The organism is Neobacillus sp. B4I6, from assembly GCF_050434045.1.
Lineage (GTDB): Bacteria > Bacillota > Bacilli > Bacillales > Cytobacillaceae > Neobacillus.
Genome location: NZ_JBNPWB010000002.1, coordinates 3,021,128 through 3,044,243, shown reverse-complemented (window position 1 = coordinate 3,044,243; position 23,116 = coordinate 3,021,128). Strand labels below are relative to the sequence as shown.

At 35.7% G+C, this 23,116-nt stretch carries 20 protein-coding genes; 17 read left to right on the top strand and 3 right to left on the bottom strand.

Going from position 1 to position 23,116, the window contains the following annotated elements:
- Positions 1-86 precede the first annotated feature (86 nt).
- Positions 87-875 carry a hypothetical protein gene (locus tag QF028_RS17075; protein WP_429467152.1) on the top strand — a complete coding sequence of 263 codons (789 nt, stop codon included), beginning with the start codon at positions 87-89 and terminating at the stop codon, positions 873-875.
- Positions 876-890: 15 nt separating this feature from the next.
- The gene (locus QF028_RS17070; RefSeq protein ID WP_429467150.1) at positions 891-1,349 is read left to right on the top strand and encodes a hypothetical protein; all 459 of its coding nucleotides are present in this window, start codon (positions 891-893) and stop codon (positions 1,347-1,349) included.
- Between the two features lie 76 nt (positions 1,350-1,425).
- Here QF028_RS17070 and QF028_RS17065 read toward each other — a convergent pair whose 3' ends face one another.
- Positions 1,426-1,830: a hypothetical protein gene (locus tag QF028_RS17065; RefSeq protein ID WP_429467148.1), complete on the bottom strand. Its 405-nt coding sequence runs from the start codon at positions 1,828-1,830 to the stop codon at positions 1,426-1,428.
- Between the two features lie 152 nt (positions 1,831-1,982).
- A complete protein-coding gene (locus tag QF028_RS17060; RefSeq protein WP_429467146.1) occupies positions 1,983-2,756 on the bottom strand; it encodes a DUF2935 domain-containing protein in 774 nt (257 codons plus the stop codon).
- A gap of 668 nt (positions 2,757-3,424) precedes the next feature.
- On the opposite strand from QF028_RS17060, the gene QF028_RS17055 reads away from it, so the two are divergent.
- The 12 genes from QF028_RS17055 to QF028_RS17000 all read left to right on the top strand — a co-directional run bounded on the left by QF028_RS17055 (position 3,425) and on the right by QF028_RS17000 (position 19,038).
- Positions 3,425-4,999 carry a hypothetical protein gene (locus QF028_RS17055; protein ID WP_429467144.1) on the top strand — a complete coding sequence of 525 codons (1,575 nt, stop codon included), beginning with the start codon at positions 3,425-3,427 and terminating at the stop codon, positions 4,997-4,999.
- 774 nt (positions 5,000-5,773) lie between these two features.
- Positions 5,774-6,388, top strand: coding sequence for a DUF6431 domain-containing protein (locus tag QF028_RS17050; protein WP_429467142.1), 615 nt, complete (start codon positions 5,774-5,776; stop codon positions 6,386-6,388).
- Positions 6,389-6,426: 38 nt separating this feature from the next.
- Complete coding sequence (locus QF028_RS17045; RefSeq protein ID WP_429467140.1) at positions 6,427-7,782, top strand: DDE-type integrase/transposase/recombinase; 1,356 nt, start codon at positions 6,427-6,429, stop codon at positions 7,780-7,782.
- Positions 7,775-8,575, top strand: coding sequence for an ExeA family protein (locus tag QF028_RS17040; protein WP_429467138.1), 801 nt, complete (start codon positions 7,775-7,777; stop codon positions 8,573-8,575). Before QF028_RS17045 ends, QF028_RS17040 begins: the two co-directional genes overlap by 8 nt.
- Positions 8,576-8,832: 257 nt before the next feature.
- On the top strand, positions 8,833-10,548 hold the full coding sequence (locus tag QF028_RS17035) for a sensor histidine kinase (protein WP_429467136.1): 1,716 nt from the start codon (positions 8,833-8,835) through the stop codon (positions 10,546-10,548).
- 23 nt (positions 10,549-10,571) lie between these two features.
- Positions 10,572-12,191: a response regulator transcription factor gene (locus tag QF028_RS17030; protein WP_429467134.1), complete on the top strand. Its 1,620-nt coding sequence runs from the start codon at positions 10,572-10,574 to the stop codon at positions 12,189-12,191.
- Positions 12,192-12,319: 128 nt separating this feature from the next.
- Positions 12,320-13,813, top strand: a complete 1,494-nt coding sequence (locus QF028_RS17025) for an ABC transporter substrate-binding protein (protein WP_429467132.1) — start codon at positions 12,320-12,322, stop codon at positions 13,811-13,813.
- Between the two features lie 285 nt (positions 13,814-14,098).
- On the top strand, positions 14,099-15,004 hold the full coding sequence (locus QF028_RS17020) for an ABC transporter permease (RefSeq protein WP_374103847.1): 906 nt from the start codon (positions 14,099-14,101) through the stop codon (positions 15,002-15,004).
- 17 nt (positions 15,005-15,021) lie between these two features.
- Entirely contained in the window at positions 15,022-15,909 is an 888-nt protein-coding gene (locus QF028_RS17015) for a carbohydrate ABC transporter permease (RefSeq protein ID WP_429467130.1), read from the top strand.
- Between the two features lie 88 nt (positions 15,910-15,997).
- Positions 15,998-16,612: a YesL family protein gene (locus QF028_RS17010; protein WP_429467128.1), complete on the top strand. Its 615-nt coding sequence runs from the start codon at positions 15,998-16,000 to the stop codon at positions 16,610-16,612.
- Positions 16,613-16,940: 328 nt separating this feature from the next.
- Positions 16,941-18,728: a beta-glucuronidase gene (uidA, locus tag QF028_RS17005; RefSeq protein WP_429467126.1), complete on the top strand. Its 1,788-nt coding sequence runs from the start codon at positions 16,941-16,943 to the stop codon at positions 18,726-18,728.
- Positions 18,729-18,798: 70 nt separating this feature from the next.
- On the top strand, positions 18,799-19,038 hold the full coding sequence (locus tag QF028_RS17000) for a hypothetical protein (RefSeq protein WP_429467124.1): 240 nt from the start codon (positions 18,799-18,801) through the stop codon (positions 19,036-19,038).
- 11 nt (positions 19,039-19,049) lie between these two features.
- Here QF028_RS17000 and QF028_RS16995 read toward each other — a convergent pair whose 3' ends face one another.
- Positions 19,050-19,226 carry a hypothetical protein gene (locus tag QF028_RS16995; RefSeq protein ID WP_214731345.1) on the bottom strand — a complete coding sequence of 59 codons (177 nt, stop codon included), beginning with the start codon at positions 19,224-19,226 and terminating at the stop codon, positions 19,050-19,052.
- Between the two features lie 455 nt (positions 19,227-19,681).
- Here QF028_RS16995 and QF028_RS16990 point away from each other — a divergent pair, with 455 nt between their 5' ends.
- The 3 genes from QF028_RS16990 to QF028_RS16980 all read left to right on the top strand — a co-directional run bounded on the left by QF028_RS16990 (position 19,682) and on the right by QF028_RS16980 (position 23,063).
- On the top strand, positions 19,682-21,070 hold the full coding sequence (locus QF028_RS16990) for a PLP-dependent aminotransferase family protein (protein ID WP_429467122.1): 1,389 nt from the start codon (positions 19,682-19,684) through the stop codon (positions 21,068-21,070).
- Between the two features lie 435 nt (positions 21,071-21,505).
- Positions 21,506-21,622, top strand: a complete 117-nt coding sequence (locus QF028_RS16985) for a hypothetical protein (protein ID WP_429472398.1) — start codon at positions 21,506-21,508, stop codon at positions 21,620-21,622.
- 238 nt (positions 21,623-21,860) lie between these two features.
- Positions 21,861-23,063, top strand: coding sequence for a PLP-dependent aminotransferase family protein (locus QF028_RS16980; protein ID WP_429467120.1), 1,203 nt, complete (start codon positions 21,861-21,863; stop codon positions 23,061-23,063).
- Positions 23,064-23,116: the final 53 nt, after the last annotated feature.

Here is a 23,116-nt window from a genome sequence, read left to right as displayed (position 1 = left end):
TATCGGGGCAGGTTAGCTAATTAAGGTTTGGTATAATTTCACTCCCTTTCGGAGATTAATGGTAAAAACCACAAAAGGTGAATTTAATGAATAACTATACGAATGATAACACCGCCAGACGTTATAAGGCTGATATTAGCATATTTGGCACGACCCTAATCCATTTACGAAACCCTTATATCGTTGCTTGGTGGTCAGCAGCTTTCCCAGGATTCGGACATATGATGCTGTGTAAATATCCAAGAGGATATGCATTATTTATCTGGGAAGTAGTTGTAAATATTAAAGCACATGTGAATCTTGCCATGATTTACTCATTTCAAGGAAATATATCGATGGCAAAGGAGGTGTTGGACACTAGATGGTTACTCATGTATATCCCCGTGTATCTATTTGCGATTTGGAATAGTTATCGGACAACGGTTGACTTGAACAAAATTTTTATTTTAGCTGACCTTGAAGACCACCGTTTCAACTCATTTAGTATAGGACCAACAGGAATTAATTATTTAGATAAGAGAAACCCTATAGCTTCTATTATGTGGTCACTATTTATTCCAGGGCTAGGGCATCTTTATATACATAGAATTTTGACAGCTATTTTTATTATCTTTTGGGTAGTAGTCTTTTTTTATCAATCCCATGCACTTGAAGCGGTTTCCCTTTTGTTCTTAGGAAAGGTCAAGGAGGCTTCCGCTGCTTTAAACCCGGAATGGCTGTTATTCCTTCCATCTCACTATGGATTTGCTGCTTTTGATTCCTATATGGATACGATTGAGAATAATAAACTGTATGAAAAAGAACAAAGAAGGTATTTAACGGAAAATTATCAAGATACAGGTTTCCAAATACTAAAAGGTCTAAAAGTGAAGTGAAGTGAAGTGATGTGTTTGCAACTTTTTTCAACTTTTGAAAATAACGCATTTTTAGAAATGGCAATTTCAACTTTAGAGAAAAAAGGGATTAAAAAGGAAAATATATTTGCTGTTCCACTGGATAATCGAGAAGAAGACCGTAAAATTTTTGATACCATACATCGCTCAGACGGTACAAGCCTTATTGATATCGGTATGGGGCTTGCCACAGCGTTTTCAGTTATTGGAGCAAGCATAGGATTTAAATTAGTTTGGGGTCCAATTTATTGGGGACTGATAGGTGCATCTGTGGGGTTTATTCTTGGCTTAACTATTCGGCTTTTTATGGAGTTAGTTATAAAAAAAAATAAAAGGGTTTTAAAAGGCAAACATTCTGAAATAATTTTAATTGTTGATTGTGAAGAAACGCAGGCTGAAATAATTGAGGATATACTTTGGAATCATTTTGCAATAGGTGTGGCAAAAGTAAAATGATAAATCAATATTTGTTGACCATGTATAAAACTAAAGATTGTGAAGGAAAACTAAAATAACCCTTATTTTAAAAAAGCTATCGACAGTCGCTATGCTCAGAAATAGAATATATTTTCCAACCTTCTTTTGTCTTTTCTAAGATTATTTCACCGCAAAAGGTTGTTTTCTCGTCATTATTATTTGTATGTATTAGCTTGTAATGGGCATATGAAATATAAGTCTTTATTGCCATAACATCAAACTCTAACAAATCTACATGACCAAAATTCCCAATATTCCCCCTTATAAAATCTTTATCGCCATAAGTTGCTTTAATAAAATAATCGTTTAAAGTTTGAATATAACCTTCGGCATCTTTTTCATTTATTGCAGTAATCATTGACTTAACAGTGGAGGATATCTCTTTTTCCTCGGACTTATCAAACCCTGTTAGCAATAAACTGCAACTAAAAAGCAGAATAATTAGAAGTTTCATCTTCATATAATTCACTCCAATATACGAAGCCTTTCCAGACCCTTGTATAATGGAGTTTTCTCAATTTAGAAGGGGTTTATGCTAGGTTTCCATATTTCAAAAAGTCGAAAATATTTGAAAAAAAAATAGCCGAGGTAATTTACCCCGGCTTAGGAATATTATGTTATAATCCCTTCTTCTAAGTTTCTCCATAGGTGATGGGCTTCCCTGGCAAGATGTTCTAATAAGTCTGGCGGTGCAGTTGTAATTGCCGCACACTGCTTGATTAAAGTATCTAATTCTAATTTAAATGCTTCTAAATCCTTAGCTTCTAAAATAACCATTTGCCTAAAAGCGTTTAAAGCTGGCAACAACTCAGTGCGTGGTTTTCGTACTATTGTTCTTAGGGCATTTGCTTGGAGAAAAAGTCGTTCAAACTTCTGTGTCATTCTTCTTACTCTTTCTTGTAGTTCATAATTTGTTGGATCTAAATAATGCTGTACAAAAGCAAGATGGTCAGCCATTTGTCTCAACCAAAACGTACTCTCATGTATGACTGCATCCGCTATTAAAACTTGACCGCCAGTTTGCATTAAACTTAGTACTTTCTGGGATTCTTCAGCTTCTCTTATCATATGATCCATAAGTGCTACTGGCGTTGAAACAATTACTGAACAGTGTAAAGCCTGATTCATTCCAGTGATAAGAAAATTACGAAATTCACTTATAGCTTGCTGAGATTCATTAATCAAAATACCAAGATCCCCCTGTTTTGCTTCCGCCCGCTGCCATATCCCTCCCAAACTCTGAACCATACTCTGGTTTGCACGGGCTAATTCTAATTCATGATGACTTATTTCTCTATCAAAAAATCGACCATGGTCAAAATTATTCCGTAACCAAAAGGCTACTATCCCAAAGGCATCCCTTTCGTAGTTATCCATATACCCCATAACCTCTACCTCCTAATTATAGGACCAATATTTTAAATAAAGTGCGTGACCGGTTTACTAAAACTTCATCAATGGATTATATTCGCATTTTGCGATCTTTATGTTGGGCTTCTCTAAAATTATTTTGGGCTTATAGAAAGCGAAAAATTGTTGGGGAAAATAATCAATCATTCGAGTTGGAGGCTTATAATTAATTGATTAGCCAACCTCACATACCACCGTACTAACGGTTCAGAATACGGCGGTTCAATCAGCCAAGGGAAGGAAAGAGGAGATATTTTAATCGTTGAATCAGAAGGAGAAATCTTGAAATACCTGGCAATTGTTGAAGGGTAATCAATTTTGTATATTACCAAACAATCAAAGTATGTGAAAAGATATACTTAAACTAAAGGGTGCGATTGCTCAACAAGAGTAGTCGCTTCTTATGCTAATGAGGTAAAATTCTTCAAAAATAGATGTAATTTAATGGTATTATATAGATGGAAAATTGGATAAAAACATCAGTTTTGAACACTTATGATAGTTCCAAAGCAGAAGTGTGAGGATGTGTTTAAAGGATTTTTCTTATAATACATTTAGAAATTTCTTTTCTAAGAGAAATAAAAATGCTCAGTAAATCAAAGTTGAAGATAGAAAACCTAGTAAAGTGAAATGAGGGGGAGAAGATGAAACTTAATAATTTGTACAATTTTAAAAATTCGGTGAAGCATTTTCTTGATGTTGATGCTCTTAAATTATCAACGGATATATCTTCAGTTGATATTGGTAAATTGATTTGGGTTGAACCTTTTAATTTTAGAGTTAAAAAGCAAGAAGATAGGTATCGCACCCTAAAAATGCCAAACATTTTAAATTTTGTAGTTGCTTATGAACATTTTAAGGATTTATCAAATTTTGACACCATTCAAAACTTAGATCCTTCACATAAACGCTTATCAGCAAACATTGATACTGGGGATTTTGTATCTGGAGAATACGAAAGGCAATTAGAGGAGGATTTTAATAAATTAAGCGTATATGACCAGCTGCTTAAAATGGATATAAAGGAATACTACGGAAGGATATATACCCATTTAATAAACTTTGAAGAACATGAAGAACGATTCCTATCCAATATGAATCAAGGAAAAACAAATGGCTTAATAATGGGGAATTACTTGTCATTATATTTCGCAGAAAGTAACTTGAAAAATATTAGTAATGACATTGAAGAAGAAATTAGAAGAGCAAGGATTGACTGCGAGTTCTCCTATTTCTCTGATGACTTTTACTTTTTCTGTAATAAGAATGATACTGATGAAGTAACAAGGATTTTTGATAAGGTGTTGGAAAAATATGAATTAGAAAGAAATGATGATAAAAAAGAGGTTTGGACATATGAATCTTTCAATAATTACAACTTAGTTGCAAGGTACTGGAAAAAATTAATTGCCCATTGTAATGTAAGATTCGACAAGGAAAAAGATAATAACAAGCTATATTTTATTAACCAACTTGTTTTTAGAGTGTCAAAATTGAATGATGATAAACTTAAGAAAGTCTTTATAAATAATTTTTTTAAGACAAAATATTTTAGAGAGTTAGACCTTGAGAAATATCAAGTTAAGGGTTATGATTACCACCAACTATGTTTTCTCTTTAACTTATCTCCTGAGACTATGTTGTATTCAATCGATAAATTTAATGATATGAGTAATTTTAATAACAATAACTTACATAAATTTTTCCATGTTAGATATAGAGAAGTACTTAAAACGCCATTTAATGAAGAGCAATTATATTTTTATTACGCAATAAAAATATTTGGTTTTACAGATATATTGATGGAAAATAAAAGTAGCGTAATCGATACAAACAATCAAATATTAATTTCATATTACCTAAAAGATGGGTACTTTGAAAAAGAAGAAATTGATAAATTAAAAGAAAATGTTAATGAACAATACTGGTTTCAAAATTATCATCTAATATTGTATTCTTCTGATTTATTAGATGACTTAGAAAACAGCATTGTTAAATATTTAATTCCTAAAAAGGTATTCAAGGAGAAAAAAGAGAATTCTCGGGAGAAAAAAAAGAACTCTTATATGGAGTTTTACAGGGAAAATATATCATCAGAGCTTCCCATAATCAGAGATATACCAGATGTTCTTGCTGAAATAGAAGAGTACTTAGCATTGAGAATAGAGGAAATGGAGGAGGGCTTTGAAGCTGAAGAAGCTGAAGATATGGATATATAAGTGATTTAGTCGGGTGACAGGAGAATAGTCTTTTAGAGTATATGTAAGTCAATTAACAGAGGTCATAGGGCCCACTTACTGCTGATTGGATAATATTTTAATTTGTAATAAGTAAATATTTATTCTAGAATGGAAACTGTAGAGGTTGGAGGAAAACGGTCTAAAAAACTATCAATAGACTGCCGAGACCCCTTGATATTATTGGGAAATCTTCAGCTGAATTGACCACTGGTCCCATACACAGTCTTCAAAACTGCTTGAGACCTGCGTGCCAGGTCTGGTGGGTTCGATTCCCACGCAGTCCCGCCAACAATTAATTCTCACCACCACAGTCTTTTGCTCATTTTGAACGAATCTGTGTGAAACAGAAAACATGATATTGTGTGCGTTAAGAGCCTTCAAATTATAAATTTGGAGGTTTTTTGTTTGAGAAAAGGTATTCGAGAACATGGAAGGGATTACCCTATTCAGCTAAAAAAGTCGGAAATTTGATATAAGAAGTCGTTTTTACAGTAGGAAAGGGCTTTCAGTTATTTTATAGTAATTAAACAGGTGTTTAGATAACTTTAAAGGGGAGGAAAAAGTAAAGAAAAAGTTAGAACGAGAAATTTATATTTTTAACCCTTCTGATTAATTCCCTTACTAAGATAGGAAGGGTTATTATTTGTTTTTGACACCCATAATTTACCCATAGTTGACGGTATTGCCTGTCCGGAAGTGGACGAGTATAATGTCCACGTATAATTCCGGAGAAAGGAAAAGACGCCTCCCATTATGTATAACTGCGCCAACAGTTATACGGGAGACGTCCCACAAAAAACACTATGGTCATTGTATCAGATTACAAACTTATTGAAAAGAACAATACGGGAGTTTTTAGTTAGGGGTGCGGGGAGGATTCCCTCTCCTTGTTGTGGAAAAAGCATGAGTGTAATTGGGACTAGAGATAGAAAATCAAAAGAAAGATCTGGGGAGACTAGAGTTTATAATATTCGCAGATTAAGATGTGGTAATTGCGGTAGTATTCATCATGAATTACCAGATTTTTTGGTTCCTTATAAGAGATACGAATCAAATTGCATAGAAATGGTTCTCTCGAACCCCTCTAATCACGATATACCTGCAGATGAATCAACTCTTTTTCGTTGGTCTGAGTGGTTTAAAAGTTTTGTTGATTATTGGCTGGGTTGCCTTGTTTCCATCATGCTTCAAACTAAACAGGAAAATATCCCTTTGAATTTGACGTCCGCAACTTCAGAGACCGCACTTCATAGATTAGGACAGTTGGTTGGGGATGCGCCAAGATGGCTGGCGCGAATTGTCCGACCTATTGTAAATATTAATTTTTGGGTACATACCCGTTCTGCATTTTTGTCCGCAGAGGGTTGATTTACACTCATGGTAGACACATTGAGAGGAGTGTTACCATGAGAGATCAGAAAAAAGCAGAAGAAATTGCAGTACAGAGGTTCCAGCTTATTGCACCCCTACTAGCAGAAGGTCTTGACGCTGGAAAAGCCAAGCAACTGAAGGAGCAAATTTGTAAGACCAGCGGTCTTTCTGAAAGGACAATAAGACGTTACCTGTCACAGTATCGTATCGAAGGTTTCGGAGGATTAAAACCTATTGGGAAAACAGCACAAACCAAACCAGAGGCTATTCCTCCACATTTATTAGAACAGGCTATTCTCCTTAGAAAGGAAGCTCCTAGTCGTAGCGTTGCTCAAATTATTCAGATACTTGAGTGGGAGGGCTTGGCAGAACCTGGTCAACTTAAACGTTCTACCCTTCAAGAGAAATTAACGGAAAAAGGATATAGTTCTCGTCAAATGAGGCTTTATTCTCAATCAGGAGTAGCTGCGAGACGATTTCAAAAAAGACATCGTAATCAGTTGTGGCAATCTGACATTAAGTATGGTCCGTATTTGCCCATTGGTCCCAATGGAACTAAAAAGCAGGTATTCCTTGTAGCTATTATAGATGACGCAACACGTTTTGTTTTACATGGTGCGTTTTATCCGACCCTTGATTCCAAAATTGTAGAAGATGCTTTTCGACAAGCTGTACAAAAATATGGTGTACCAGAATCTGTTTATTTCGATAATGGAAAGCAATATCGAAATAAGTGGATGTCGCGAACATGTTCTAAGCTTGGTACACGACTTATTTTTGCAAAACCCTATGCGCCTGAATCAAAAGGTAAAATTGAACGATTTAATAGAGTTATAGATTCTTTTCTTGGTGAAATTGCCCTTGAAAAGCCAAAAACATTGGACCGATTAAATGAACTGTTCCAATCTTGGCTTACCGAGTGTTACCAAGAAAAACCTCATTCAGCACTTGGCGAGAAAATTAGTCCGCAGTCGGCATTCCGTAGTGATCGCAAAGCAATTCAATTTATTGATCCTGATAAATTAGCTAATGCCTTTCTACATTGTGAGTCACGTAAGGTAGACAAATCTGGTTGTATAAGTTTTATGGATCAAAAGTATGAAGTTGGACTTACTTTTATGGGTCGTCAAGTTGACGTTGTGTACGATCCTTCGGACCTAGAGGAATTAACTATTGAGTATGAGGGGTACACCCCTTGGAGAGCGCGGAAGCTTGTCATCGGTGAAAAGGCAGGAAAACGACCAGCATTACCTTCGCATCTTCAACCACAAGAAGCAGATTCATCTAGATTATTAAAAGCAGCCGAACAGAAAAACCAAGAACGGCAAAAGGGTATGACTCCAGCTGTATCCTTCCGTGCAATTTGGAAGGAGGACGAAGAAAATGTTTGAAGAGGCTTATGGGATGGAAAACACTCCTTTTTCAAGGGATATACCAACCGATAAATTATACGATTCTCCTATGATGCATGAAATACTTGGCAGGCTTAAGTACTCGGCTGAGAGACAGCTTTTTGCTGTTTTAACAGGTGATTGTGGTACCGGTAAAACGACCACTATTCGAAAATTTGTGGATCGATTAGATAAAGGTAAATATCAAGTCCTCTATTTGTCCGATTCAAAATTAACTCCTCGACATTTTTATAAGGGATTACTTGAACAATTAGGCTCTGAAGCAAAGTTTTATAGAGGTGATGCCAAACGGCAACTCCATCGAGAGATAGAATTGATGAGAGGAATTCGCGGTATTCAGCCAGTGGTTGTGGTAGATGAAGCTCACCTCTTAGATCGTGAGATGCTTGAGGAGGTTAGGTTTCTGCTTAACTTCAAAATGGATGCACAAAGTCCAATGGCACTTATTCTTGTAGGGCAGAGTGAATTATGGGATCGACTTCGTCTTCAATCATTCTCAGCTATACGACAAAGAATTGATATCCAGTTCAAATTGGGGCATTACGATCGTGCTCAGGTTGGTGAGTATGTAGAAAAGCATTTAAAATTCGCAGGAGTGGACCAACATTTCTTTTCTGACGCTGCTTTGGATGAAATTCACCGCTTTTCTGGAGGAGCCGCAAGGCTCATAAATAAGTTATGTACTCATTGTTTAATTTATGGATCTCAGAATGGATTTAGGATTGTAGATGACCACATGGTTAAGAGGGTGATTGAGGGAGAATTTTCGTGATTCTCCCTTTTTTCAAAATTTCATTTGGACACTGAGCTCGTCAAACTATGGACATCTAATTTCGTCAATTTCTGGACTATATACCATATCAATAACAATTATTTTTAATCTTCACTAATACTTTCATGGATCTCTTTTTTTAAAAATACCTTCCAATTATTGTTGATTCATTATTTTTATATTTTCGCAATCTTTTTACAACGATAATGTATAATAGAAAATTATATTAATAAAGTTGTAAATCAGGAGGAACACATATGAAACCGCTTAAACCAATTTTTAATTCATTAATGTTTAAGCTCTTTTTGACTATTTTCCTCATAATCGGTCCATTAATCATCTTTCATATTATTAATAATTATTATGCTAATGAAGTAATTCGAAGCCAAGTGGCTCAATCTAACAAAAATATGCTGAATATTTATATGGATCAAATCGATAAGAGTTTGGAAGGTGTTGGAAATTATATATTTCAACTTTCCGCGAATACCGATTTATATTTCCTTCAATATCATGAAAACTTTGATCTTAACGACTACGAAGAGGCAAAAATAAGATTGTTTAATTCTATCAATAATCAATCTTATTTTTATACAGCAATTGACTCTATTTTTCTTTATTCATCATCCTATAAAGATTTCCTATATACTCAGAAAAATGATGAAGATTTTACAGACCGTATGAATGCAACGGATGAAATTCATGAATTGCTTGAGAAAAAGCCCGAAAATCTTCTTGAAGGCAAATGGAACTTATGGAAGGGAAAGAAAAATTATTATTTACTATACTATTTAAATATAGATGGAGTCTACGTAGGGGCTTGGGTAAATGTGAACAATTTGATTAAGCCTTTTAAGTATATTGATTTTGGAGAAACAGGTAGAGCCCTGCTTGCAACTTCCGAATTGCAGCCTATCACCAATAAAAAATTTATAGAAGATGAAAAAATAGACTTAACATTGAAGGGAAATAAGTTTGTAGTGTCTGGGGAAAATGACCGCTTTATGGTCATGAAGGAAAAATCATCAAGTGGTGATTTTTATCTTTTAGCATTGATACCAGAAAGTGAAATTTTAGAGAAACTTCCTTTTTTACAAAGAATTTCATCGGTTATTTCTATTGGAGCTGTTTTGTTCTTATTTCTATTTATCTTTATCATGAGAAAGGTTTTTCTTCAACCAATAAATCGTATTGTTTCAGCCATGAAAAAGCTTCGTGAGGGTGATATGGAAGTACGGCTTCCTATGAACCATAATTCTACGGAGTTTGAAGTGATGAATGGGTCCTTCAACCATATGATATCGGAGATAAAAGACTTAAAAATCAATGTTTACGAAGAAAAGTTAAATTTACAAAGGGCGGAACTAAAGCATTTACAATTACAAATTAACCCGCACTTTTTCCTTAACTCATTAAACATTATTTATAATCTTGCAACAGTTAAAGATTTTGCCATCATTCAAGAAATGTCCAAATGCCTAGCCAATTACTTTCGGTTTATGTTTCGTAGTAATTCGTATTTCGTTAGCTTAGAAGAAGAATTAAATCATACGGAGAATTATATAAAGATTCAACAACTTAGATTTCCAGAAGCTATCAATTATGATGTGGAAGTATCTTCAGAATTGATGAAATGCAATATACCGCCTTTGGTCATTCAAACGATTGTTGAAAATTCTATTAAACATGCTTTTAATATGGATGAACCGATTGAAATTAAAATAACTGTTAAAAAAGACAATGAAGACCCCGGTTTTATGGAAATTAAAATCCAGGATACTGGTGAAGGATTCCCTGAAGAGGTTTTATGGAGTTTAGAAAATGACGAATCACTTACAAACCAGAATGGGGAACGAATTGGACTTTGGAATGTTAAGCGACGGTTGAATTTGTTATATGAAGGGTATGCTCATATACACTTTTCAAACGAACAAGGAAAAGGTGCAACAGTCCGCATGAAGGTACCGATATAAAAATTCCAATAAAGGAAAGGGGTATGATGATGAATCAATTTCATGTACTTATCGTTGATGATGAAATTCATTCAATTAGAGGCGTTCAGGCGGGTGTTGATTGGAAAAAGCACCATATCTCTACTGTTTATACAGCCAATAACATGAGGCAGGCACAAGAGGTGTTTTTAAATAATAGGGTGGATCTTTTGCTTTGTGATATTGAAATGCCTAAAGGATCGGGAATTGACCTTTTAAAATGGGTCAGGGAACATTACCCAAGTACGGAAGCGATTTTTTTAACGTGTCATTCAGATTTCGGATATGCAAAGCAAGCATTGCAGTTGAAAAGTCTCAACTATTTACTCAAACCAGTCGATTATCAAGAGCTGGAAGGTGTTATTCACAATGCCTTGGAAAAAATTAAAAAGGATCAGGATACAAAACTGGTGGAGGAGTCTTACCATCAATTGAAGAAATCGCACCAATCTGTCATGAAGGAACGATTCTGGTTAGATCTCATTCACCAAGTTGTCCCTTCTACCATTGACAAGATTAATGAGCATAAGAAGTACCATCATTTATCGTATACGGAGTACACAACTTTTTTGCCCATTTTATTTCATGTTCAACGTTGGAAAAAGGAACTGTCGGTCCATGAAGAAAAATTAAGGGAGAATGGCCTTCAGAATGCAGTAAATGAAGAAATTTCCAAATCCAATATGGATGCCCATGTGGTAAATTTGGGAACTGGTTATATTTTGGTCATTTTGCCCCTAGTAAAAGCAACAAACATCGAGGAGCAAACATGTAATTTTAATGATTTTATTTCTCGATTTGCTCTATATTTCTCATGCGAACTTTGCTGTTATATTGGCAATCAGGTTCCTATCGAGGAGGTAGTAAGCATGGTTCACTTGTTGCAGGATCTTGATCGTAACAATGTAACCAAGAGTAACCAGACCATTGTGTATAATAATAAAAAAAAGGATTCATGCTCGATTCCGTTGCTACCTGTTTATTGGTCGAGTTTAATGAAAAGTGGTCCAAAGGAAAAATTGTTGGATGCAATTAATCAATATTTTAAGGATTGGAAAAAATCAGATGATGATATAACCGCACAATCACTTCATTTATTTTATCAGGATTTTTTGCAATTGGTTTTTTATGTGCTCCAAGTAAAAGGGATTCAGGCAAATCAGGTTTTTTCACAAAACTTGCTGACTGAAAAGCCTGTTAAAGTGTTGAAATCGTTGGATTTTCTACAAGATTGGGTTATTTATATTGCGGATGTAGCCATGAATCAGCTTCATGTTCCTCAAGAAAAAGGTTCTGTAGTTAACATTGTTAAACAATATATTCAAAACCATCTTGGTGAACAGAGGTTAACACGAGAAGAAATTGCAAATTATGTTTATCTCAATCCTGACTACTTAACAAGACTTTTTAAAAAACAAACAGGAGTATCTATATCCGAATACTTGCAACAGCAGCGTATTGAATATGCAAAAAAACTATTGGCTGGAACAAATTTACCTGTAAGTGAAGTGGCTTTATCTGCTGGATATTCGAATTTTTCCTATTTCTCTACTATTTTCAAAAAGGCAACTGAATTAAATCCAATGGAATATCGAAAAATGGCACTCTCCTTAGATAAGTCGTAATAACAAAAATAAAATGTCGTTTTTTTAGTAAGTGTATTTCTACCCATCCTCTATACTAAAACTAGATAGTTGACAACGCTTTCAAAAAGAGTTTTCAACAGATCAAAAAGAATAAGGGGGAAAGAAAGTTGAAGAGTATTAAGTCATTTACAAAGTTTTTAATGATTATTATGTCTGTGCTTTTGGTTTTGGCTGGGTGCAGTTCCAAGGAAAGCGGTACAAGTAAAAAGGACGGAACTAGCTCCAATAATAAGCCATATGAAATTACAATGGCTTATTTAACATTAAATACCAAAATAGATGAACTTCCATTGGTTCAAGAAGAAATTAATAAAATTACTAAAAAGAAGATTAATGCTACGGTAAAATTAGTCCCAATAAGTGGAGCTGCATGGCAACAGCAACAAAATTTAATGTTAACAAGCAACGAAAAGTTGGATTTAATCATGTCTTCATCATTCTATGGCTACAATACACAAGCAGCAAAAGGTCAATACCTTCCATTAGATGATTTGCTCCAATCACATGGTCAAGGAATTTTTAAAGTGGTTCCTAAACATCTTATAGAAGGTAATAAAGTTAACGGGGAAATATACGGTATTCCAAGTATACGAGACTGGGGTTCTTATTATGGCTTTGCTATGAGAAAGGATTTAGTCGACAAATATAAGATTGATCTTTCTCAAATCAAAACATTTACGGACTTGGAAGATGTCTTTAAAATGGTCAAAGAAAAAGAACCAACATTAACACCAGTAGTCAACACATCAATGGGAACATCGGTTGCCACCGCAATTACTGCTGGAAAATTTGATGTGCTAGGGGACAACCTTGGAGTGGTGTCATTTAAAGATAAGAAAATTGTAAATATGTTTAAAGACCCGCAATATGTAGAAGCTGTTAAATTAGCACGAAAGTGGTTCCAAGAGGGTTACATCATTAAGGATTCAGCCACATCAAAAGAATCTGCCGCCAATCTTGTAAAAGCAAATAAAGGATTTGGCTATTTCGCTAAAATGAAGCCAGGTTTTGATGTCCAGGAGAAGGGAATAACTGGCTATGAAATGGTTTCAGTAAAATTAACGGATGTTTATTCGTACACAGATGCAGCCACGGGCTTCAACATGTCTATTGCGAGAAACAGTCAAAATCCTGAAAAAGCGATGGAATTTATCAATTTACTATATACTGATAAAGACATTATGAATTTACTAGATCTTGGCGTGGAAGGTAAACATTATGTGAAAAATTCGGATGGAACCATTAAATTGCCGGAAGGCGTTAAGGAATCAAAATATGCATTTAACCAGTGGGAAATTGGAAATAACTTCTTGACTTTTCCTTGGGAAGGAAACCCTGCAAATTACTGGGATATAATGAAAGAACATAACGATTCAGCTATTTTTTCTCCAGCATTTGGCTTTACGTTCAATCCAGATCCAGTAAAAACTGAAATTGCTGCATCGACAAACGTATTAAATCAGTACAAGCTAGGGCTTGAATCAGGTACTCTAAATCCGGAGAAAAGTTTGTCGGAATTTAATAGTAAGCTTAAAGCATCAGGTCTGGGGAAAATTATTGCGGAAAAACAAAAACAATTTGACAAGTGGAAAGAGAAGTAAGGAGAGAAAAGAGAGCTAGTGGTGCTAGCTCTCTTTTTTTCACTGGCTTGTCTGTCTTGAGATGGATTTCACGTTCCCAATAGTCGGATAAACGAAAATAAGAAGTCGTATTATGGGTAGTTTCAATAGAACTAGTTTAATAAAATAAAATTATAGCAAGAAATGAAAGTTATTTGTAAGCGGAAACATTTTAATCAGCAAGGGGGAAAAAGGATGTCAGAAGTGACAGTAAAGAAAATGAAAGCAAGCATCCAGGCGATACCAGCTAAAAAGGTAAATAACAGGATGATCAAGTTTAAAAGATTTTTACCTCTTTTTATCATGATGGTACCTGGGTTAATTTATTTGCTGATCAACAATTATTTACCGATGTTCGGATTGGTCATTGCTTTTAAGGATGTTAACTATGCGAAAGGAATCTTCGCAAGTGATTGGATAGGCTTTAAAAACTTTGAGTACCTATTTAGTTCAAGAGATGCCTTTGTTATTACCCGAAATACCATTCTCTATAATGGAGGATTTATTATCTTAAATACGATACTGGCGATTGGAATAGCCATAATGCTCAATGAAATTAAAAATAAGCTCGCGAAAAGCTTTTATCAAAGTGTTATTCTATTGCCATTCTTGATCTCGATGGTTATTGTCAGTTATCTGGGATTTGCCTTTTTAAGTGAAGATGTGGGTTATCTGAATAAAACGATTCTGCCTTTACTTGGGCTGGATGGAGTTTCATGGTATAACGAAGCAAAATATTGGCCCTATATATTAACCTTCATCAATTTATGGAAGGGTGTCGGATTCCTATGTGTCATTTATTTGGCGGCTATTATCGGGATCGACCAGGAGTACTATGAAGCAGCCACTTTAGATGGGGCGAATAAATGGCATCAAATTATTCATATTACCATTCCATCGATTATGCCAGTCATTATCATGATGACATTACTGTCAATAGGACGAATTTTCTACTCTGATTTTGGTTTGTTTTATCAAGTACCAATGAACTCAGGGGCAATCTACGATACCACGAATGTTATTGACACTTATGTTTACCGAGGTTTAATGCAGCTTGGGGATATCGGGATGTCCGCTGCAGCCGGCCTATATCAATCCATCGTTGGATTTGTACTGGTCCTGATATCCAATTATCTCGTCCGCAGAAAAAGTAAAGACAATGCATTATTTTAAGCAGGAGGTAAGGAAGAATGTATAAATCTGATCGAATAACACAATGGGTTTCCCATATCTTTTTAATCGTACTTGCAGCAGGCAGCATTATTCCCTTTATAATTCTTTTATCTTCTTCTCTAACAGGTGAAAAGGTCATTTTGAAGGATGGTTATTCCTTTTTCCCTAGGGAATTTAGCTTTGCAGCTTATGAGTATTTGTTAAATAATTCTTCAAGTATTTTAAGGGCCTACGGTATTACAATTTTCGTAACTGTATTTGGAACGGTTGTTAGTTTGGCTATAACTGCGTTTTTGGCCTATGCACTTTCACGCCGAGATTTACCTTACAGAAATGTTTTTGCTTTCTTTGTATTCTTTACCTTATTATTCAACGGTGGACTTGTACCAACCTATCTGGTTTATACACAAATCTTTGATTTGAAAAATACGATTTGGGCTTTAATTGTACCTGGTCTGCTTATGAATGGTTTTAACGTATTATTAATGAGAACATTTTTTATAACTTCCATTCCAGAGCCTGTGATTGAATCAGCACGGATGGATGGAGCAGGTGAATTCAGGACCTTTTTCTCCATAGTCCTGCCTTTATCACTGCCTATTTTGGCAACGATTGGATTACTTCAAACCATTCATTATTGGAATGACTGGTTTAACGGTCTCATTTATATTACCGACCCACAACTATTCAGTATCCAAAACATTTTAAACAGGATGCTTGCGGATATTCAGTTTTTAGCGACCAGTGATTTGGGTTCAAACGCCAGTCAGGCAGCTTCGGAAATTCCTTCAACAGGTGTACGGATGGCGATTGCTGTTGTAGGGGTATTACCGATTTTAATTGCGTATCCATTTTTCCAAAAATACCTTGTAAAAGGAATTGCATTAGGCTCTGTAAAAGGATGATATATTTGTCTAAGAGTAGCCCTATCTTAGGGCTATTTTCCTCAATATGATTGAGTCATTGCAGCGATAAAGGAAGGAGTTATCCTTAATGGAAGGTTTTATGAAGGGCATTCATCGTGTTTCCGAGTGGGGTATGAGATTAATGTATGTAAACGTGATTTGGATTGTCTTCACGTTTCTTGGTCTAATTGTTCTAGGTTTTTTTCCTGCGACAGCAGCGATGTTCGCCGTTGTCCGAAAGTGGGTAATGAAGCAGGATATTCATGTATTTAAAACGTTTTGGACGGTTTATAAAAGTGAATTTCTAAAAAGTAATGGTGTCGGTTTAATTCTGATCGCGTTAGGAAGTTTCCTATACTCTAATATAAAGATAATAGAAGCCATATCGTTACCAATATTCAAATTACTTTATATTCCCAATGTTATTTTGATTTTTATTTTCTTCTTTACCTTATTTTATATTTTTCCCGTCCTTGTACATTTTCATGTGGGGGTAAAAGGAGTCATTAAAAATGCGGTTATCCTAATGACGACCAATCCAATCGCAACCTTTATAATGGCTGTGTTTACAGGGATTTTCTTTTTTATAACATTTAAGCTTCCTGGATTAATTCCATTTTTTAGTGGAAGTGTCCCTGCATTTTTACTTATGTCTTTATGCAATTATACATTCAAAAAATATCATCAAAAGTCGGATTTATGAAAATAGGTAGTCGTAATTGGAATAGTGGAAACAATGCGAGTGTCTTAAAATGAAATTAAAAGGTAGTTAACTTAGAACAAAAGTAATATTAACCGTCATATCAAATTATGAAAGCGTTAAACATTTATTAGGAGGATTCTATGAAAAGAAATATTAGACAATTAATTGAAAAAATGACACTTGAAGAAAAGGCGAGTCTTTGCTCAGGTTTAAATAATAAACTAAATGATGTATTAGATAATGTTTAAGAAGATTTAATCATACGAAACTATTAATTTACTATCAAATTTACTAAACAGATCTATGATTATAAAAAAGGAGAATGAAGATGTTATATCCTATCGTAACTGAAACACGCAGTATCATTGATTTAAACGGGATTTGGAATTTTAAGCTTGATTCGGGAAATGGTTTTCAGGAAAACTGGCAAAATTCCAAATTGACCGAAGCATTCAGCATGGCTGTTCCATCCTCTTTTAATGATATTGGAGTAAATTCAAATATACGCGATCATGTTGGATGGGTATGGTATGAACGGGAATTTTCTGTTCCGTCTATACTTCAATCTGAACGAGTGGTTTTGCGATTCGGTTCGGCCACTCATCTAGCTAAGGTTTATGTCAATGGAGAGCTTGTTGTCGAGCATAAAGGTGGCTTCTTACCGTTTGAGGCAGAATTAAATAAGTTTTTACAAAAAGGGAAGAATCGATTAACTGTTGCTGTTAACAACATTGTTGATTACTCGACATTACCAGTTGGCACAATAATAGAAAAGGATATTCCTGGTGTTGGCAAAGTAATACGCAATCAGCCAAATTTTGACTTTTTCAACTACGCCGGTTTGCACCGTCCAGTGAAAATTTATACAACACCGACTATTTATGTTAAGGATGTATCGATTGTAACGGATATAGAGGGCCAAGTTCACTATTCAATAGCGGCATCCGGCACAGTACAAGTAAAAGTAAAGACCATAGACGAATCTGGAATCGTAGTAGGTGAGGCTGAAGGAGTTGCTGGCACCATCAACATTCCAAATGTAAGACTATGGGAGCCATTAAATGCCTATTTGTATACACTTCAGGTAGAGCTGAAAAAAGATGGGGAAATGGTTGATATTTATGAACAGCCATTTGGTGTTAGAACAGTAGCGGTTAAAGATGGAAAGTTCCTTATTAATAATAAGCCATTTTATTTCAAAGGCTTTGGCAAGCACGAAGATACACCGATTCATGGAAGAGGCTTTGATGAGGCTGCTAATGTTATGGATTTCAACCTGATGAAATGGATGGGAGCTAACTCATTCCGTACAGCACATTACCCATATTCAGAAGAAATTATGCGCCTTGCTGACCGCGAAGGTTTTGTCGTCATTGATGAGGTACCTGCAGTTGGTTTGCACTTGAACATGTTGGTGGTTTTTTTGGGTGGACCCAAACGGGATACCTGGAAGGAGCTTAAAACCTTCGAACATCATCAGCAGGTGATCAAGGAACTAATCAATCGTGATAAAAACCATCCTTCTGTCGTATTGTGGAATATAGCCAATGAAGCTGCAACCGAAGAAGAGGGAGCATATGAATACTTTAAGCCGCTAGTCGAGCTTGCTAAAGAACTGGACCCGCAAAAACGTCCTGTTACCATTGTTACTGAAATTCAATCTTCACCTGAAAAGGATCAAATAGCGGAATTACTGGATATCCTTGCCTTTAACCGATACTACGGCTGGTATGTTGATGGGGGTGATTTAGTTTCAGCTAAAGAAAAGCTTCGAGCTGAGTTTAATGACTGGATTAAAAGGTGCCCGGCAAAACCATTTATGATGACAGAGTATGGCGCTGATACGGTAGCAGGATTACACGATGTAGAACCTGTCATGTTTACGGAAGAATATCAAGCAGCGTTTTATAGAGCAAACCATGAAGTGTTTGATGAATTTGATCATTTCGTTGGTGAACAGGTATGGAACTTTGCTGATTTTGCAACGGGCCAAGGAATTGTTCGGGTTCAAGGAAACAAAAAAGGCATTTTTACTCGCGACCGGAAACCAAAATATGCTGCACATGAGCTGAGAAAACGTTGGACAGAAATACCTGATTTTAACTATAAGGGATAAAACCAAGCCTATCATATGCTCATAAATAGTTGTTTAATATAAATATTTTGTTTGAATAGTGGTGAGCCTTATGGAAATTGGTGTTGCTGCTTATCTTAAGAAGATAAATAAAAGTTTGGTCTTAAGTAAAATTATTAAGCATGAGTTGATCTCTAGGGCAGAATTAGCAAATATCACAAAACTAACAAAGGCAAAGATTTCTTCACAGGCAGCGGAGTTATTTACCAATTACGTCACCTTCACTGGTGGCGTTTTTATTTATACAAAAATTAAAGAAAGCCCTATATTCAAGGGCCCAATTGTCGTGTAAAGTATCGATAATTAATTCTTAGAGTTTTCCTCAATTTTATGAATATACACGACACCGCTCGTTACAACTGAACCATTTGTTTCACCGCAATGGGGGCAATTTATATACTCACGCTCTTTGCCTCCAGGGACATTCATTTCCGTAACTTGGAAATAAAACTCTTTTTCACATTTTTTGCAGTTCATCAAAAGACATCCCTCCGTGTACTTTTATTAGTAACTCAAAGTATATATTCGCCAAGTTGTAAGCGTTTTCCTTCTTAATATTATTAATTGACGGAATTATAGAGGACATTACGAGTATACCTACCGGGGGTATATGAAGGTAGTTGGGATTCGAGGTGTAGCGATAGGGTTCCGATTCACTAGCACGAGGCGCCTGGCGTGGATGACCGTCTCGAACTCGAGGGGGTATCGTATGGACTTTCCTAATTAAGACATGTTTAGTGTAAAGTATTTTGTAAAGCACAAATTTCATAACTTAGGAGTTGGTAAAATGATTACATTTGAGAATGAGAGAGGTTTAGTTTTAAAGTAAAAAGAATCGCTACACGTATATTCACTAAAGGGCATAATATTAAAGAAAATTATAATTGTTTTATAAACCACACAATCATATAATTGTATGAAAAAGGATGCGTATTATGCCGATTAATTCGTTTGAAAACTATCCGATGAGCTGGAAGCCATCGATTGATAAAACTAAAAAGCCAATTTATCAAACACTCGCAGGGCAATTGGAACAGGATATTTTAAACGGAGTTTTATTACCAGGAACAAAACTACCCCCACAGCGAGAACTGGCCGATTATTTAGATTTAAATTTGAGTACCATTTCAAAAGCGTTAAAAGTGTGTGAGTTAAAGGGATTGTTAAGTGCCTCCGTGGGAAGTGGCACATTTGTATCGTATGATGCGTTATCGAATTCGTATTTACTTGAAGATACAAAGCCGAAGCATTTAATTGAAATGGGAGCGACACTACCAGATAATGCTTCATACGAGCCACTACTACTCCAGCTGAAAAATATGCTGCAAGAGACAGATTATGAAAAATGGTTTGGTTATGGTCGAGCGGGGGAAAGTCTCTGGCAAAAGGATGCAGCTATAAAGGTAATCCGAAGAGGTGGATTTGAAACAACCGTTGATCACATTTTATTTGCAAATGGTGGTCAAAATGCGATTGCTGCTACACTGGCAAGTCTTTGTAAGCCTGGAGATCGCATTGGTGCTGACCATCATACCTACCCTGGCTTAAAAACGATTGCAGCGATGCTTAGTGTGCAAATAGTACCGATAAAGTCAGAGAACAATGAAATGAGTCCAAATGCCTTTGAATATGCGTGTAAAAATGACAATATTAAAGGCATATATTTGATCCCAGATTATCATAATCCGACAGCTTGCTGTTTGTCTGTCGAGAATCGAAAAACGATTGCAGCAATTGCCAAAAAGTATAATCAGTTCATTATCGAAGATGCGACCTATCAACTCCTCAACGAAAAACCACTTCCAGCAGTCGCATCATATGCACCAGAACAAGGTATCTATATTGCGAGTTTATCGAAATCAATAGCACCGGGGTTACGCCTAGCCTATGTAGCAGTGCCGAGTCGATTCAAGGAGCCAATTTCAAAGGCACTTTATAATCTAAATATATCGGTTTCCCCATTATTAGCAGAATTGGCGGCACGTACAATTGTATCGAATCAATTTGAAAACATCATTAAGGTTCATCGGGAACAAACGATTCGTAGAAACCAAGTCGTAAATCAATATTTGTCAGACTATACCTGTTTAGGTACTGAAACAGGTATCTTTCGTTGGTTACTATTACCGGGCAAAATCACTGGTACGGAATTTGAAAGGGTAGCTGCACAAAATGGGGTACAAGTGTATGCGGCGGAACGATTTGTGGTTGGAAATAGTTGTCCAGAGCGGGCTGTAAGAGTTTCGATCTGTGCTCCACAATCACTCGAAGAGCTTGAGCAAGGATTGATAATCCTTAAACGTTTACTAAAAGAACTTACATAATATTATTTGCCATACAATTAATATTGTATGGATTTTTGTGTTTTTTGGGTCTTCCTTTTCTCGTGCACTGATTGCAAGCGTGATAAAACGAACAAAGACAATTCGACCCTTGATTACTTTTCTGGTTGTATCTGCGCCTAATCCTACCACACCTCCAAGGAAGGACAAATTTTATAAAAATATTGTAAGCGCTAACAGAAGGAGGGATTCTTCCTTCATCTTCGCTTTTTATCAAGAAGGTAAACTTGTGAAGGGGGACAGAGTGTTTTTTCCTGGCAAGGTTCGTCGAGGTGTTAACATTATCTGTTTACCATATAAAAAATAAAGTGAAATGCACAAAGTAATGAGGAGGAAAATGAAATGAGTAAAAAAATACACGTACAGTCCTAGGAGAAAGAAGACTTGAAGAGAGGTCTGTCAAGACTTCATATCCAGATGATAGCCATAGGGGGCTCAATTGGAACTGGTCTCTTCTATGGTTCTTCCTGGGCCATTAGCAGAGGGGGACCAGCAGTTCTGCTGACATATTTACTTGTTATTGGAAGTCTATAATAATGGTTATTTTAGCATAGATTATGTGAAGGAAATTGTTTGCCATGCAATTATAATATTGTACGGTTTTTTGATGCGTGTTAAAATGTTTTAAATCTAGTTGGAGAGTAATCAGAGTAAGGTCTAATAAAAAATAACTGAAAATTCAGGGTATTTTAGAGCATAGGTGGCTATTAAACTTTTTAAAATAATAGTTTAATGTAATCCATTAATAAAAATAAAAAAGGAATGATTATAAATGGAAAATAAATTTGCTGATAGAACTAATTTAGTAAAACCTTCTGAGACACGTGAAATATTAAAAGTAACAGAAAGACCAGAAGTTATCTCTTTTGCGGGAGGCCTGCCAGCTCCAGAGTTGTTTCCTGTAGAGGCTCTTAAGAATGCATGCAATGCTGTATTGAATGAAGAGGGTGCGGCTTCTCTTCAATATAGTACGACTGAAGGATTTATTCCTTTAAGAGTAGCTATTAGTCAAAGGATGAAAGTTATTGGGATCGACTCTCCTATTGAAAATGTTCTTATCACATCAGGGTCCCAGCAAGCAATCGACCTTACTGGAAGGATATTTATCAATGAGGGGGATACGATTATTTGTGAAAGCCCTACCTATCTTGCAGCCATTAATGCATTCAAGTCATACAATCCCAAATTTGTTGAAGTAGCTATGGATGATGATGGTATGGATATGGATCAGCTAGAGAAAACGCTGCAAGAGCATCCTAACACGAAATTTATCTATACGATTCCAGATTTCCAAAACCCTACAGGTCGCACATTAAAGCTAGAAAGACGAAAGAGAATAATAGAGCTCGCTAATCAATATGATGTACTGATTGTAGAGGATAATCCCTATGGAGCGATCAGATTTGCTGGAGAGGCACTCCCGCCTGTGAAATATTTTGACACTGAGGGTAGAGTAATTTATATCAGCACCTTTTCTAAGATTTTTACTCCCGGTCTTCGACTTGGGTGGATTTGTGCAGACGAATCTTTCATTGAAAAGTACGTTGCTTTTAAGCAAACAGCTGACTTACATACTGACAGCTTTGCTCAAAGAATTACAGCTAAGTATTTGGAACTTTACGATATCGATGAGCACATTAATAAAATCAAAGCTGTTTATAAAGAAAGATGCACAGTCATGTTATCTTGCATTGAAGAATTTTTCCCAAAGAATTTGTCTTACAGTAAACCAGAAGGTGGATTATTTATTTGGGTTGAGTTTCCTGAGTCTGTTGATTCTAGGGAATTATTCGCTGAATGTTTGGCAAATAATGTTGCGTTTGTTCCTGGTACCCCATTCTTTCCGAATGGAACAAAGAATAATGCTTTACGTTTAAATTACTCGAATATGCCTAAAGAGAAAATTAGGCAAGGTATGAAGCGTATGGGAGAAGTGCTACATCGTGAATTAGAAAAAGAAACAATTCTTTTATGATTCAGAGGTCACAGTCTGACCGAGGAAGACACATAGAAAAAAAGGTCTTGTGC